This window comes from Photobacterium sp. GB-50 (genome assembly GCF_003026755.1).
Taxonomy (GTDB): domain Bacteria; phylum Pseudomonadota; class Gammaproteobacteria; order Enterobacterales; family Vibrionaceae; genus Photobacterium.
Genome location: NZ_PYNX01000003.1, coordinates 436,051 through 451,122 on the forward strand (window position 1 = coordinate 436,051; position 15,072 = coordinate 451,122).

A 15,072-nucleotide genomic window follows, 5' to 3' on the forward strand; every position below is an offset into this window, starting at 1 on the left:
TACATAGCTCAAAGTGCGGTATTTACTAAGCAGCGATATAACAATTTCGTCCTGATTTTTTTGCATCATATAAATTGTGATCTGCTTTTTCTATAAATTGCGTTGAACGTTGGCTTTCCTCATAAGTCGTTATACCTTGGCTGATTGTCACGATATGACTGGTTTGTGAGGCGGGATGATCAATCGCTACTTTAGTTAAGTTTTCCTGAATACGTTGGGCGACTAAAATAGCGCCATCAAGGTTGGTATTTGGTAACAAAACCGCAAATTCTTCTCCACCGAAACGAGAAACACTATCTGTGCCTCGAAGCAAGCTTGCATCAATCACTTTTGCAACTAATTTTAAACACTCATCCCCCGCAATATGGCCTTGACTGTCGTTAAATGCTTTAAAGTGATCAATATCAATTAAAATTAGAGACAAAGGGATATGTAAGCGTTGGCTATTTTTAATTTGCTTCTCAAGTTCTATTTGGAAAAAACGGCGATTTTTAATTTGGGTTAATTGGTCACGAGAAGCGAGTTGATTTAACTCTTTTAGTAAACGTTTATTCTCATGTTCTTGTTGAATACGATTACTGAACCAGCGATATAGCACACGGCGTCCAGATTCAATGATGATGAGAGTGATCATAAACTTTTCAAACGAAAACAGTAATGTTAAGTGCTCATCTTTGATTGTTATCCAAGTACTCAAAGCAAGTATTGGTGTAATCGCTAAATATAAGGCATTTCGGTAGGTATAAAATCCAAGTAATGCCACCATAGTTGTCAGGTTGGCTAATACTTCAGAGAGTAAAGTGAATTGTGCATACAGGCCTAAGATTAAGATAGTTGCTCCCCAACTCAAACCATAGGTGAAGCTATAAAAGGCACTCACTAAGCGATAATTTGCAGGTTCAGTGCTGCGATTAAAATAAATGATCCCGAAACCAGAAAGTATCATTTGCCAAGTAAACTGGGCTGTTAACAAAAATGATATATCAGAGTCATTAGTGAAATGATTGAGCCATAATGTGACTAACATTAAAGATAAGATCATCAGAGATATCTTAGATGACCATAAAAAACCAATACGAAGGTTTTTATAGGTTACTTTATTGATACGCTGTGTAAGTGTTAAGCCATCCATTAAATATTCAAATCAGCCTGGTAAAAGTGTTTAATCAGTCTACTTCATTCAGCAAAAAATCAAGAATTTTTTCTCATTATTTTTACTTAAATACCAAATAATTTTATTGACAAGCGTATATGTAAATTTGCTTTTATAAAGAATTTTGTGACGCATCAGATGCATCGTTCGTATCGTAATCTCTCTTTAAAACAAATTGATTTGGATCAATGTTTGTTTTTTGAAAATCTCGCCTAATACCCACATCTTGTTGTTGCGTGTATACCGAATGCCTATATTTTGTGTTTACGTGACACTGTAATGAATATTGTATATTTAGGAGCCTAGTGTGAAACTTGTTGTGATTAAGCGTGATGGCTGCCGTGTACCTTTCGAAATGCAACGCATTAAAGAAGCGGTAATGGGTGCAGCTCAGTCAATCAATGACATGAATATGAGTGAAGTGGATGCAATGTCTGTTGCTGAAGCGACATTAGCTCAATTCCAGCATGCTGAAGAAGTAGATATTCACGCTATCCAGGACGCTGTAGAGAATCAATTGATGATTGGTCCTCACAAAACAGTTGCCCGTGCCTATATTGAATATCGCCATGATCGCGATATTGCACGTGAAAAGAAAAGCCGCCTAAATAATGAAATTCGTGGTTTGATTGAGCAAAGCAATGCATCTTTACTTAATGAGAACGCGAATAAAGACAGTAAAGTGATCCCAACGCAGCGTGATTTATTGGCTGGTATTGTTGCTAAACACTACGCGACTCAACATTTGTTGCCGCGTGACATTGTTAAAGCACATGAGTGTGGTGATATTCACTTCCATGATCTGGATTATTCTCCTTTCTTCCCTATGTTTAACTGTATGCTGATTGATTTAAACGGCATGTTGACCCATGGTTTTAAAATGGGTAACGCAGAGATTGATACTCCTAAATCTATTTCTACCGCAACAGCAGTTACAGCTCAGATCATTGCACAAGTAGCAAGCCACATCTACGGTGGAACAACCATCAACCGTATTGATGAAGTATTAGCACCTTATGTTACTGTTAGTTATAAAAAGCATTTAGAAGTAGCAAAAGAGTGGGGCATTGAAGACCCAGTTGCTTTTGCTAATGCGCGTACTGAAAAAGAATGTTATGACGCATTCCAATCACTAGAATATGAAGTAAACACATTACATACCGCAAATGGGCAAACACCGTTTGTTACTTTCGGTTTTGGTTTAGGTACGTCGTGGGAATCACGCTTAATTCAACAATCTATTTTGAAGAACCGTATTTCAGGTTTGGGTAAAAATCATAAGACGGCAGTATTCCCTAAGCTTGTGTTTGCCATTAAAGATGGGTTAAACCATAAACAAGATGACGCGAACTACGATATTAAGCAATTGGCGTTAGAGTGTGCTTCTAAGCGCATGTACCCAGACATTTTGAACTATGACAAGTTAGTTGAAGTAACGGGTTCATTCAAAACGCCGATGGGTTGTCGTAGTTTCCTTGGTCCGTATGAAGAAAATGGTGAGTTGATCCACGAAGGCCGCAATAACCTTGGTGTTGTAAGTATTAACCTTCCACGTATTGCATTAGAAGCAAAAGGGGATGAAGCGCGTTTCTTTACTTTATTAGATGAGCGTTTGGCCTTATCTCGTCGTGCACTTGATGCACGTATCTCCCGTCTTGATGGAGTGAAAGCACGTGTAGCCCCTATTTTATATATGGAAGGAGCATGTGGTGTACGCCTTAAAGAAGATGATGACGTATCAGAAATCTTCAAAAATGGTCGTGCTTCAATTTCGCTTGGCTATATTGGTATTCATGAAACAGTGAATGCACTATATGGCAATGATACGCATGTATACGACAGTGAAGAGCTTCGCCAAAAAGCGGTTGCCATTGTTCAGCGTTTACGCGATGCAACAGATGCATGGAAGAAAGAAACGGGGTATGGCTTTAGCTTATACAGTACGCCAAGTGAAAACCTATGTAGTCGTTTTTGTGCAATTGATACTAAAGAATTTGGTGTTGTTGCAGGTGTGACGGACAAAGGCTACTACACAAATAGCTTCCACCTAGATGTTGAAAAGAAAGTAAACCCATACGATAAAATTGACTTTGAGATGGCTTACCCTGATATCGCGAATGGTGGCTTCATCTGTTACGGTGAATACCCAAATATTCAGCATAACCTTGAAGCACTAGAAGATGTATGGGATTACAGCTATTCGCGTGTTCCTTATTACGGTACTAATACACCCATTGATGAGTGTTATGAGTGTGGCTTTACGGGTGAGTTTGACTGTACAAGTAAAGGCTTTACATGTCCTAAGTGTGGTAACCACGAGCCATCTAAGGTATCAGTAACACGCCGTGTATGCGGTTACTTAGGTAGCCCTGACGCACGCCCGTTTAACTTCGGTAAACAAGAAGAAGTGAAGCGTCGTGTTAAACACATGTAATTTCTATTTGAGTGCATAGTGTAACAAGATAAAAGTGCCTGAGAGGGCACTTTTTCTTTTTAAGATTATTATTTAATAAATCACTAGAGAGTGTAGGTGACCAATATGAATTATCACAACTATTACCCTGTCGATATAGTTAATGGACCAGGCACTCGTGCAAGTTTATTTGTTTCTGGCTGTATTCATCAGTGTCGAGGTTGTTATAACCAGAGTACATGGCGACTAGATGCAGGGCATTTTTTTAGCCAAGAGATGGAAGATCAGATCATTAATGATTTGAACGATACTAGAATTAAACGCCGTGGTTTGTCTTTATCTGGAGGTGATCCGTTACACCCAAACAACGTGCCTGATATTTTAAAGTTGGTAAAACGTGTCCGTAGTGAATGTATTGGTAAAGATATTTGGTTATGGACGGGGTACACGTTCGCTGAGTTAACTGAGCAGCAACAGGAAATTGTTGATCTTATCGATGTTCTTGTTGATGGAAAATACGAAGAATCTCAACGAGATCCTGCTTTGGTATGGCGTGGTAGTGAGAATCAAGTTATCCACTATTTAACTAAAAAATAATCATAATGAGAATTACATGATAATTTTGACTTACTATCGTAACTTACTGATTATTTAAAAATCCCACCTGTATAAAAAATACACTAAAAGTGTGTTTTTTCACAGCGTTAGTAAAGTTATCCACTGTTTCTGTGTATAAGTATGGGAAAAGGCAGTGTATGATTTTACCCATGCCCTATTAACGAGAATACGTTTAAAACATGTCACATTTTAATTATTACTCCTGTGGTTACATAACGGTATTTATCTCTTAATTCTTTGATATGCAGCTTTAAATAGTGTTCGAAGTATACTTTATTAACAATCTCTTACATGTTTTGTGTGAAGTGATAGGTAGCACAGTATTTTATAAATTTTCATGTATAATAAACTGATATGATTGATAGTATAATTTACTGAAATAAAATAATTAGTTAGCGTTGTTCGTGATGATTAGTTGATGTTATTAACACGAATGTTGGTATTGAGTAGTGAAATACAGGCAGCATCGAGCTGATAGTATTTATCATAATTAAATAAGAAAATAGTTATGACTGTTTACAGAGTAATGTCAGAGCTCTCGTCGAATAAATATCTTGTTGCTGTTTCGAATGTCTTTATCATGGCCTTACCGCTGGCATTAATCTCGACGTTCTGTGAACTTATAGCGGTATTCTGTGAGTACTACGGCTATGACTCATTAACTGGCACGATAAGGTATGTAGGTGAATCAACGGGTTTGATGTTTCCTATATTGATCAACTTTTATCTTGTTACATACCTCTCTTCTGTAAAACGTATCCCTAAAGGGGTCTCAATAGCCAGTGCATTAACTGTGTATTTTGTTGTGTCCTACCAATGGGGCTTTTTATCGCAAATTATGCCATTACCTAATAGTTTTCCGTTGTCGTTATTAACGGCATATATTACTTGTGGACTGATTTCTCGATTAAAGAAATTTCGTGTTTTTAGAGGCAGTGATCGCGACTCCGTCATCGACAGCTCAGCAAACATGCTACTAGGTGCGATAGTCTCCATTGGTGCATTGATAACATCCAGTCAGCTTATTTACTTTGCTGTTAATTCGGTAAGCATTTCATCTTCATTATTACCCTCGCTTGATCCTACCTCTTTTGTTGATGGCCTTATTTATGAGTTATTGCGCGGGGCGTTTTGGTCCGTAGGGATCAATGGCCATAATGTACTTCATATGTACAAAGCTGAACTTTACGATATCACTATGGTGAATATTTCAGCATGGCATAATTTTGGTGCAGATCTTAATATTATCAGCACCAATTTTTATGATTTCTTTACGGGCATTGGTGGTAGCGGCAACTTATTGAGCTTAGTTATTTGTATGCTGTTATTTGCAAAAAGTGAAGGCTATAAAGTATTAGCAAAAGCGTCCCTTATCTTGTGTCTTTTTAACGTCAATGAGCCGGTGCTCTATGGTGTGCCTGTTATATTTAATCCAATCATGATTATTCCTTTTCTGATTGCACCTGCAATTGGTTTTGTGGTGGCTTATGGGGCGATGTATTGGGGAATTGTGCCACCATTAAGTGAAATCCAAAGCTGGTTAATGCCGCCTTTATTAAGCGGCTATGTTGCAACAGGAGGGGCTATTTCTGGCGCAATATTACAGGCTGTTATCATCCTAATTGGTGTCGCGATCTATTACCCATTCTTTAAACTAATGGATAAGCGTAACCTTGGTATTGGTGTGTCCGATGTCTTCTCCAATCGCTTATTTACCAGTGATGAGATTGAAGTTAAAACACGTTTAACCAGTTTTATACCGTCTTTACATCGAAATTTAAAAGCACAAAAAGAGATCGAACGGCTACAAGCTGAAGGGGAGTTTTTACTCTATTTTCAACCTCAGGTTGATGTGAATACGAATAAGATCATTAGTTTTGAAACACTTATTCGTTATCATGATAAGGATGGAAAGATTTTACCGCCGACGTTTTTAGCCGCCTTTAATCAATTAGGGTTAATGCCAGATTTAGATTATTGGGTTTTTGACAAAGCATTACGTGCTGGCGAACGATTTGCGAAAGTGAATGAGAACATTAGATTATCGATAAATATCTCACCAGATACTGTCTTAAAGAAAAATTTTGTCCAAACGATTAAAACACATATTGAAGAGAGCTCACTGTCATTCTCTCAAATTGAAATTGAGATCACTGAAGAGTTATTGGTGCAAAATGAAGCCGATGTTGCGAAAGTCATCGATCAATTACATCAATTAGGCATTGCCGTAGCATTAGACGATTTTGGTACTGGCTATTCATCACTGGCTTATTTATCGCGTTTTGATTTTGATAAAGTAAAAATTGATCGAACACTGGTACTGAATCTAGAAACACAGCGAGGTAAAGATCTGTTTAGCTTAGCTGTACAACTCGGTAAGATCACCAATGCTGAGATTGTTGTTGAAGGGGTAGAGCATCTTAAAGAAGTTGAATTTATTCAATCTGTGGGGGTACGCTATATTCAAGGTTTTTATTACTATCGACCAATGTCGCAACAAGATGTTTTTGCTAATGAATTATTACAAGACTTTGTTTCTAATAACGATATAAATAATGATCTGACAACCAAGCAGGTAACAGCTATCGAGGTATAGTTTAATGGTGACGGATTTATTAAATAATACCGCGTTGTTTAAGCTTCCATCTTAAAAGGATATACGGTAAATTTCGTATCCATTTTATGCTCTACTGGGGACGTTATGTCACGCACTATTATCTATACCTACAAAAATGAAGAAAAAGAGCTTATTTTTTCATTTGATCAATACCGTAATATTCATGAAGCGGTAGCTGCTGCAGAAGGTATCGACTTAACGTCATTTCTAAAAATGGAATTGCAAGTTGAAGCAGTTTCAAATTCAAGTAAAGCTGCCCGTGACTATCGTGATAGTTATTTTCGTAAGCTAGGCTTTGGTAAAATTGCTTTAGCGAAAAAAGAAAATCGCGGTGTTGGCCAAAAATAGTTGGCAAGTAAATGAAAAAGGCTGGCTATAATCGCCAGCTTTTTTGTTTTTACTGAACGCTGTTATAACTCATTATATTTTTTCGCTGATCCATAACATTTCTCAATAGGGTATTTATCAGCATTTTTTATTATCTTTCTCTGGCAAGCCTCTAAAATATCCACATCGCACTTATCCGCTAATCGAACCAAGTACATCATCACATCCGCAAGTTCTTCTTCTAATTGCCGTTTTTTTTCAACTGAAAGGTGTTGGCTTTGCTCGGGGGTTAACCATTGGAAAATTTCTGTTAATTCACCCACTTCACCACTTAAGGCCATTACTAAGTTTTTAGGGGTATGGAACTGATCCCAATTGCGCTGTATTGCAAAGTGACGGAGTTGTTCTTGTAGTTGCTGTAGCTCTGAAGGTGGGTTTGATGACATGATAAAACGTTCTTATTTGGACAATAATTGAAGGATAAACAAAAACACCGTACAACGCACGGTGTTTACATTTAAGACAATTACGAGTGAGGCAGGGTAACGTTACGCTTTTTATCGAATAAGTTGGGTAATGCTTCAAGTGTACAAAAGATCAAACCTGCCCAAATAAGGCTAAAACTGATCGCTTTAGTATGATCAAAGACCTCACCAAATAAGAACACGGCTAATAAGAACTGTAATGTTGGCTCGATATATTGCATTAATCCAACCATTGTTAAGCTAGTACGATTCAGTGCTAAAGCGAAGAAGATTAAGGGTGCGACTGTAACTGGCGCAGAGCCTACATATAATAGGAATGTAGTCGTACCTGATGTTAACGACACACTATCACCAGAGAAGTAAAGCCACAGCATATAAATTACAGCAAAGGGGGTAAGGATAGCGGCTTCAATAGTCACCGAGGTTAATGCATCATATCTTATATACTTTTTGGTTAATCCATAGATAGCAAAAAAGCTGCCCATAAGAAGAGACAACCAAGGTAATTCCCCGTACTGCCAGACTTGATAAGCAATACCTAAGATAGCCAGAACCACAGCGATTACTTGAGCTTTTGTGAGCTTTTCTCTTAAGAAAAACATACCTAAGGCAATAGCAAATAATGGGTTAATAAAATAACCAAGACTTGCGGCAAGCACTTCACCGTGGGTAATCGCCCAGGTAAAAGCATACCAAGATACACTCATAATACAGCCAGCAACACCGCACATGAAGAACGATTTCTTATCTGCCAACAGTTCCGTAACGTTAGGTAAAGGCCGTTTAAGTAGTAGTATGACTAATAACATAACAGGCACTGAAAAAATAAGTCTTAGTGCGAGTAATTCATTAATATTGGCTTGTGGCAAGAACTGATAATACAGTGGGAGAATTCCCCAAAGCACAAAAGAAAATGCCGCCAGCATATTTCCAGCACGACGAGATTGCATTGATTGACCTAACAGTAAGTGTAAATGTTTGATGTAATGTGTTGGCAAGACTTTGCCATATCGGGTGGAACAGAATGAACCTAGACGATAATCGCGACATTTTGCCATTGAATAGGTATATGTCAATATTAATTTATATTCATAAAGCATAAAAATATAAACAATATTTAATCACTGTTTATTCTGTTTTTTGTTAAACTTCATGGGTTAGAGTGCTGTGGTGATATAAGCTATGGTTGCTTGCCATTTAGGTTTACAACTGAGAGAAAATAGATGACTAAATTAACGTCAGATATCCAAGCTAACAAATTAATGTTTGTTGAAGAAACACAAAATACACGTATTGTTTGGAGCCTTCGTAATGAAGAAGGTGATTGGCTATCTGTTGCTTCATCTGAGTTTGAAGATTCGGAAGTAATGCCATTCTGGTCAAATGAAGAAGATGCGAAAGCGCAATGTGCTGATGAGTGGGCTGAGTTCCAACCAAGTGAATTGCCACTAGATATTTTCTTAGAAGATTGGATGATCACATTAGCTGAAGACGGTGTTCTTGTTGGTTTGAACTGGAACGAAAGTCTTGAAGGTGTGGAAGTTGAGCCTAGCGATGTTGCTAAGCTTTACATCTAAGCTTTAGATTGTTGATATAATTTACACCCAATGAAACTCATTGGGTGTAATTATTTTAGGCTTTATTCTCTTTTGATGTCTCTTCACTCGCCAAATAAGAATCTTTCGATAATTCATTATCAAGTTGGGCGATCTTTTCTGCCATAAGTTGATGGCATTTTTCAGCTAACTGTCTTGCGTCAGTCGATTTAAATGTTTGAGTGTCGATTGGGGCTAGCATTTCAGCTATAACATTACCGTTATCAAGTTTATTTAAATCAATCTTATTGTGTGTCGTACTGATCACGACAGGAATAATAGGTACACCTGCTTCTATCGCCATTCTAAAAGCTCCTGTCTTAAAAGGCAGCAATCCACGTCCTTTGCTTCGCGTGCCTTCTGGGTAAACCCAGACAGATAAATTTCGCTGGTGGATAGCATCAGCAACTTGCTGAATGGTATTACGCGCTTTGGCTTTATTCTCACGATCAATCAGTATATTGCCCGTGATCCAGTAAAGCAGCCCGAAGAAAGGGATCCATAATAAGCTTTTTTTCCCTAGTGACACGGTATTTGGTTGCAACATACCAGGGGTCGTAACAAAGTCATAAACACTTTGGTGATTGGATATATAGACGGCATTAGCAATATTGGCGCTGTTACTGAGTCCACGTTGCTCAACACGAACACCTGTAATTTTTTGCAATTGGTTAAACCAGCGGCAAAAGGTGTAGACATGTTTAGGTGCACGAGGTCGGTTTATTAGGCAGTAAAGTAGTGCACAACAGGTTGTAATGATAATAAAAAGGGTTGCGATGGTAATTCGAATTAAAGCCAGCACATATACTCCTTATGCTGTTTAAGTTATGTCGCATGACTACATCTTTATACATTACCTAAATAGTTATTATTGTGATAGTGTGGCTTTACAAATAATTAACATTTTATAGTGTGTTATCACGATTTATAAAAATATACGGTATCTGGTCAGATGATATATTGCTTGTTAATAACATTAACAGTTACATTTTCAATCTAGGCGTGAAGATAATCGCATATGTATTTATAGATAAGTAAATGACTGGATCTTAAATAGGATAAAAGTAAAAATTATATATAGATAATCAATACGTTATAGACGTAGTTTTTATCTCTTCTGTTGTATAAATTTTTGAGCTTACTTAACAGTAAGCTTTTTTTTTCCTTCCCTACAATAATTTTACCATGTTGTAGCGTTCGAACGTAATGTCGTCACGGATAGCAATTTCTGTATCGATTAATTCAAAACCTAGCTTGCTAAACAAGGGTAGAGAGAGTTTACTGGCTGTAACACTCAGTGTTGTTTGATGGCTTATATGTGCTATTTGTTCGAGCTTACTATAAATAGCACTCGCGACACCCAAGCGATTAAACTCAGGCCGGGTATAGAGTAAAGCAATATAATTTTTCGGATGAAGTTGACCGAACCCCATGACACTCCCTTCATTGTTAATTGCCATTATTACAGCACCTTGTGTTAATAATTTAGCAAATTCGTTTGGGTGTTTGCGCGGATAATCAGCCCATATTTTGACTTGTTGTGGATGATAATAAGCAGGCGCAATTTTTGTAATAGCGTCATAGTAAAGCTGAGACAATTCTTGCTCATAATGGGGATTATAATTATGAAATTGTATTGAGGTCATATTGTTGAGCGTATACGTTTAATGTTTGTATCTAATTTTAAGATATTAGAATTGTTATTGTTTGGAATAGGTCAAATTTATTCTGATAGTGTGCACTTTGTCCTTATTATTGGTATTATTTTAAGCCATAATCAATAAAAGTATTATCAAACGATCAGTACAGGCTAAATTTTGAAGAACGGATTTAAATATAATAAACACGCATTATTTGCATTGGCGCTTGTGTCAATGATTGGGTGTTCTTCGACTGACTCTGTAAATGATAAAACATCAAACAATAAGGCTGCTGAAACAACGTCAGTAGGCAAAAAAATTGCTGTTAGCAATGATATGTTGGAAGAAGGTTTGAAAAAGAACGCTTCTGTAGATACAGGTATGTTTGATGGTGTTTACCATTCATGGAAAGGAACACCTTATCGTCTTGGTGGAACAACAAAGAAAGGCATTGATTGCTCAGCATTTGTGCAAGTAGGTTATTCCAGTGTTTACCAAATGATGTTGCCAAGAACAACATTACAATTGGTGAAAAAGGGACGTAAAGTTTCACGTAACAGTGCAAAAGAAGGGGATTTAGTCTTTTTCCGAACGGGACGTAATACACGCCATGTTGGAATATATTTAGGCAATTCAGAATTTATGCACGCGTCACAATCAAAAGGTGTGATGATTTCACGGTTAGATAATCCTTATTGGAAGCGACATTTTTGGCAAATTAGACGTATGCCGAAACCACAATGACAATTAGATGATAAAAAGCCCAGCTACTCTAGCTGGGCTTTTTATTTATAAATATGTTGCGGCCATTACTCTAGCGAATAAACCAACAGGAGTTGTCACACCTGTCGTAGAATTAAAGACTTCGCCATTTTTAACAATAAGAATAGTAGGTGTAGCACTTATCCCTAATTGTTGGCTAATAGAACCATTTTGGTCATTAATGACAGGAAAGCGATATTCTTTACTGTTCATGTATGCTCGTAATGAACGGTCATCTCCAGAGCGAATAGCAACACTAAATACCTTTATATTCAGATCACTTTGATATTGCTGCAGCCAATTGATTGATGGACTTACAAAGCGGCAGCTTGGACACCATGTTGCCCATAAATAGAGTACAACAGGCTGTTGATAACTGAGAGTTAGCCAATCAATATCATGCTGGTTTATAGTTTTTTCTACCGAATGGTTATCAACAGAAACCGTTAAATCTTTATTTCGCCAGATATCAACCACAATACTTATTGCTGTTACTAATATAGCAGTGATAAGTATGTTTTTAAGCCATCCTTTGGCAGACGTCCTTGTCATGTATGTTATTCCTTTATTCCTTACTTGCTTTTTTAATTGCGTTAAGCACTTCGTCACTTGTTAAAATTACGGGCAATGGGATACCTTGAGGCGCATTAGGACCATATACAATATTAAATGGTACACCAAAACGTCCATGTGACTGTAAGAAGCCTGTGACGTAGTCAGAAGGTTTCGTCCAATCACCGCGCATTAACACGATGTTATCAGCAGATAAGGCTGAATATACGGGCTCTTGCAGTAAAACACCGACTTTATTGGCTTTACATGTGATACACCATTCAGCCGTAACATCAACAAAGACTGTTTTTCCTTCAGCAACTTGTTTTGCAATGTTATCAACGTTTAGCGTTTGCCAATGGTGGTCATCAGCTAGCGGCTTCGCCCAATGGTTTGAGGTTAAGCTACCCACGATAAGGCTACCTGCAACACCCAGTAAAAGAACTGCTGTTGTGATGATAACGGCTTTACGTCCTTTCTTACGACCTAATTGCCATAAGATAACAAGCATGATCAGTAGACCAATCACCCAAACAACCGCCGCAGAAAAGAAGCTAGTCATTAAGCTTAATAGCCAGATACTGGTTGCCAGCATCATCAAACCAAACAGCGTTTTAACCCTATCCATCCATAGACCAGGTTTTGGCAATGCGTTTGCCAGTTGTGGGAAGAGAGCAATGAGCAACCATGGTGCAGCCATACCAATCGCTAACGCGGTGAAGATGGCAAAAAGTGTCACATAATTAGCACCTAATGCGAACGCGACAGCTGTGCCTAAGAATGGGGCACTACATGGCGTTGCAAGAAGGGTGGCAAACATTCCTTGAATAAAGTGCCCAAGGTGTGAGTTATCCCCTTTGGTTGCCATCCAAGTATTGGTGTTACTTGATAAGCGAATTTCAAATAAGCCTAACATATTTGCACCAAACAGGGCGGTGATCGCAATCATGGCACCAATAAACCAAGGGCTCTGGAATTGGATTCCCCAGCCCAACGCTTGGCCTGATAATTTCATTAATGCTAAAAAGCCAGCCAATAGCCAAAATGAGGTGATAATACCTGCAGCAGAAGCGATAAATTGGGTACGGATTTGGCGTTTTTCTAAGCCTTTCGCTGAAACAACGCTACTTAACTTCATGCCTAATACCGGTAATACGCATGGCATGATATTTAGAATTAAACCGCCCAATAGCGCAATGCCAATTATTTCTAATAAGTTACTATTAGAACTTGGCACAATCACTGGGGTATCTGTTGCTGTTGCTGGGATCTCAACAGCGAGATTATTATCACCGAATGTGATTTGAAGTGGTTCACCAACAAGCTTTGGTGTACCAAACCAACTGGTCACCGGTAATACCGCATACAGTGTTTTATCTTTAATCGTAACATTCGGCGCTAAAAAAGAGGTGTCTTTAACGGCTTTATTATGTCCGTCAATCAACACATCTGGTTTTATCCAGCCAGCCTTATTTGTTGCAACCACCGTAATTGCTTTTTTGTCCTTGTTATAAGAGACAGTATCCAATGTTACTGCTTGAGACGATTTAGGTACTTGGCTATAACCCTTGTTGTATAAAAACATCGCGTCAGTCGATAAGCTGAGTTTTTCAGGGTTAAAATCAAGTGCTAATTCATAGTCAGTCAGTACACAAATACTGGTACAGGAAGACATGGTTAATTTACCTGCAAGGAATACAGGCTTATTCATGTCTTTTACATGAATTGAAAGTGGGAAAATAACATCATGTTTATAGCCCAGCGTTTCAACACCTAAGAACTCATAACGTTTTGGCATCGGCCACTGCCAGTCAACACTTTCAACATTACTAGACATATCCCAGTTTATAGATGGTGCGACACCACCTTCACCAGGCGATCGCCAATAGGTTTTCCAATCTTTATCAAGTTTAACTTCTAGCAGTCCTTGAACTGTATGGTTAGCTGTGTCTTTTTCACCCGTTAGCACTAACCTAACTTGCACAGGGGGATGCTGTGGGTTTGTTACCCACCCCGTTGTAATCTCAGTAGCCGCAAAGGTTTGACTGGAAAAAGTGATACTGAGTAATGCGCCGAGCATGGCACAGACGAAATAAGTATTGAGATATATCTTTTTCAATCTAGAACTCCGTTTTAACAATGCGCATGTCATTGCAACGATCATGAGCGTATAAATTTTATACTATGGTCTTGGTGATAAAATAGAACGGTAAAATAACGACTCTATTTCATCGAGTTAGCAAAATATTTAGATTATTAGGTGACAGTCTATTTACGTTTTGGTTCGCGTATTATCGCGATAAGTTATGCTGTCATTTCCTATTGTTGTTGCGATAACCTGAACATACGCTTTAGTTTTGTGAAAAGGCTTTGCTGCGTCGTATTTTTTCCTTGATAGTATGCTTGCAGTAACCGTTGTCGAAGCTGTTCATCTTTTTTACTGTCATTCGACTGTTTTATCTCTTCACTAATGTGATCTAACAGCGTCTCTGCTTGTTCATTAGCATAACTATAATCAATTTTATTTGCCCCTTGAACAAGCAACCATAGTAGAGTGATCAGAATATATTCATCGATATCTTGATTAATAAATTTGCTAGCGTGTTCAACCCCTACGGTTGATTGAAATACCGATTGCATTTGATGATAGGCGGTCTGTTGTTCAGTCCAACGAGACGAGGCAATGTGATGTTGTTGCGTCATATAGCCTAATAGTAACGCTAAAGGCTCTTTATCTTGTCGTTGGTGGCAAATATCATTAAATCGAGGTGTTGATTCATGAATAAAAGCATTAATAATGTTTTTCTCTTTTTCTGATAAATCAAGTTGTTCAAGGCCAAGAGAAAAAAATAAGTGTTTGAGATCTGTCATGCTATTAACTTCGTACAAAAGGACGTCGACAGAATAACA

At 37.9% G+C, this 15,072-nt stretch carries 14 protein-coding genes; 6 read left to right on the forward strand and 8 right to left on the reverse strand.

The features are described from left to right. Positions 1-25 precede the first annotated feature (25 nt). The gene (locus C9J41_RS06825; RefSeq protein ID WP_107207568.1) at positions 26-1,132 is read right to left on the reverse strand and encodes a diguanylate cyclase; all 1,107 of its coding nucleotides are present in this window, start codon (positions 1,130-1,132) and stop codon (positions 26-28) included. A gap of 328 nt (positions 1,133-1,460) precedes the next feature. On the opposite strand from C9J41_RS06825, the gene nrdD reads away from it, so the two are divergent. The 4 genes from nrdD (at position 1,461) to C9J41_RS06845 (ending at position 7,149) form a co-directional block, all read left to right on the forward strand. Further along, the gene (gene nrdD / locus C9J41_RS06830) at positions 1,461-3,587 is read left to right on the forward strand and encodes an anaerobic ribonucleoside-triphosphate reductase (protein ID WP_107207569.1); all 2,127 of its coding nucleotides are present in this window, start codon (positions 1,461-1,463) and stop codon (positions 3,585-3,587) included. Between the two features lie 105 nt (positions 3,588-3,692). Continuing rightward, the gene (gene nrdG, locus C9J41_RS06835) at positions 3,693-4,163 is read left to right on the forward strand and encodes an anaerobic ribonucleoside-triphosphate reductase-activating protein (RefSeq protein ID WP_107294376.1); all 471 of its coding nucleotides are present in this window, start codon (positions 3,693-3,695) and stop codon (positions 4,161-4,163) included. Positions 4,164-4,692: 529 nt separating this feature from the next. Further along, on the forward strand, positions 4,693-6,780 hold the full coding sequence (locus C9J41_RS06840; protein WP_107294377.1) for an EAL domain-containing protein: 2,088 nt from the start codon (positions 4,693-4,695) through the stop codon (positions 6,778-6,780). Between the two features lie 105 nt (positions 6,781-6,885). Further along, positions 6,886-7,149 carry a DUF2960 family protein gene (locus C9J41_RS06845; protein WP_045084205.1) on the forward strand — a complete coding sequence of 88 codons (264 nt, stop codon included), beginning with the start codon at positions 6,886-6,888 and terminating at the stop codon, positions 7,147-7,149. Between the two features lie 62 nt (positions 7,150-7,211). Here C9J41_RS06845 and C9J41_RS06850 read toward each other — a convergent pair whose 3' ends face one another. Together C9J41_RS06850 and rarD are read right to left on the reverse strand one after the other, a co-directional pair. Then, positions 7,212-7,574 (reverse strand): nucleotide pyrophosphohydrolase, encoded by a 363-nt coding sequence (locus C9J41_RS06850; protein ID WP_107246127.1) that lies wholly within the window; start codon positions 7,572-7,574, stop codon positions 7,212-7,214. A gap of 80 nt (positions 7,575-7,654) precedes the next feature. Continuing rightward, positions 7,655-8,563, reverse strand: coding sequence for an EamA family transporter RarD (rarD, locus tag C9J41_RS06855; RefSeq protein WP_107287935.1), 909 nt, complete (start codon positions 8,561-8,563; stop codon positions 7,655-7,657). A 273-nt stretch (positions 8,564-8,836) separates the two neighbouring features. Between rarD and C9J41_RS06860 the strand changes: the two genes are divergently transcribed. After that, positions 8,837-9,190, forward strand: coding sequence for a DUF2750 domain-containing protein (locus tag C9J41_RS06860; protein WP_006644976.1), 354 nt, complete (start codon positions 8,837-8,839; stop codon positions 9,188-9,190). Positions 9,191-9,245: 55 nt separating this feature from the next. On the opposite strand, the gene C9J41_RS06865 is transcribed toward C9J41_RS06860, so the two are convergent. Both C9J41_RS06865 and C9J41_RS06870 read right to left on the reverse strand, forming a co-directional pair. Continuing rightward, the gene (locus tag C9J41_RS06865) at positions 9,246-10,010 is read right to left on the reverse strand and encodes a 1-acylglycerol-3-phosphate O-acyltransferase (RefSeq protein WP_107294378.1); all 765 of its coding nucleotides are present in this window, start codon (positions 10,008-10,010) and stop codon (positions 9,246-9,248) included. A gap of 367 nt (positions 10,011-10,377) precedes the next feature. Then, on the reverse strand, positions 10,378-10,806 hold the full coding sequence (locus C9J41_RS06870) for a GNAT family N-acetyltransferase (RefSeq protein WP_233217772.1): 429 nt from the start codon (positions 10,804-10,806) through the stop codon (positions 10,378-10,380). Positions 10,807-11,082: 276 nt separating this feature from the next. Between C9J41_RS06870 and C9J41_RS06875 the strand changes: the two genes are divergently transcribed. Then, a complete protein-coding gene (locus C9J41_RS06875) occupies positions 11,083-11,592 on the forward strand; it encodes an NlpC/P60 family protein (protein ID WP_107246257.1) in 510 nt (169 codons plus the stop codon). Between the two features lie 45 nt (positions 11,593-11,637). Here C9J41_RS06875 and C9J41_RS06880 read toward each other — a convergent pair whose 3' ends face one another. From C9J41_RS06880 to C9J41_RS06890, 3 genes are all read right to left on the reverse strand, one after another. Beyond that, positions 11,638-12,162 carry a protein disulfide oxidoreductase gene (locus C9J41_RS06880; RefSeq protein ID WP_107294379.1) on the reverse strand — a complete coding sequence of 175 codons (525 nt, stop codon included), beginning with the start codon at positions 12,160-12,162 and terminating at the stop codon, positions 11,638-11,640. Positions 12,163-12,175: 13 nt separating this feature from the next. Further along, the gene (locus tag C9J41_RS06885) at positions 12,176-14,281 is read right to left on the reverse strand and encodes a protein-disulfide reductase DsbD (RefSeq protein WP_107294380.1); all 2,106 of its coding nucleotides are present in this window, start codon (positions 14,279-14,281) and stop codon (positions 12,176-12,178) included. A 200-nt stretch (positions 14,282-14,481) separates the two neighbouring features. Further along, the gene (locus C9J41_RS06890; protein WP_107246120.1) at positions 14,482-15,033 is read right to left on the reverse strand and encodes a hypothetical protein; all 552 of its coding nucleotides are present in this window, start codon (positions 15,031-15,033) and stop codon (positions 14,482-14,484) included. Between the last annotated feature and the right edge of the window lie 39 nt (positions 15,034-15,072).

Bases quoted from the DNA above. Each gene is read 5' to 3' on its own strand.
- C9J41_RS06845 (WP_045084205.1), top strand. From the start codon at position 6,886: ATGTCACGCACTATTATCTATACCTACAAAAATGAAGAAAAAGAGCTT.
- C9J41_RS06880 (WP_107294379.1), bottom strand. From the start codon at position 12,162: ATGACAAGGACGTCTGCCAAAGGATGGCTTAAAAACATACTTATCACT.
- C9J41_RS06850 (WP_107246127.1), bottom strand. From the start codon at position 7,574: ATGTCATCAAACCCACCTTCAGAGCTACAGCAACTACAAGAACAACTC.
- C9J41_RS06875 (WP_107246257.1), top strand. From the start codon at position 11,083: ATGATTGGGTGTTCTTCGACTGACTCTGTAAATGATAAAACATCAAAC.
- C9J41_RS06840 (WP_107294377.1), top strand. From the start codon at position 4,693: ATGACTGTTTACAGAGTAATGTCAGAGCTCTCGTCGAATAAATATCTT.
- nrdG (WP_107294376.1), top strand. From the start codon at position 3,693: ATGAATTATCACAACTATTACCCTGTCGATATAGTTAATGGACCAGGC.
- C9J41_RS06860 (WP_006644976.1), top strand. From the start codon at position 8,837: ATGACTAAATTAACGTCAGATATCCAAGCTAACAAATTAATGTTTGTT.
- C9J41_RS06890 (WP_107246120.1), bottom strand. From the start codon at position 15,033: ATGACAGATCTCAAACACTTATTTTTTTCTCTTGGCCTTGAACAACTT.
- rarD (WP_107287935.1), bottom strand. From the start codon at position 8,563: ATGCAATCTCGTCGTGCTGGAAATATGCTGGCGGCATTTTCTTTTGTG.
- C9J41_RS06825 (WP_107207568.1), bottom strand. From the start codon at position 1,132: ATGGATGGCTTAACACTTACACAGCGTATCAATAAAGTAACCTATAAA.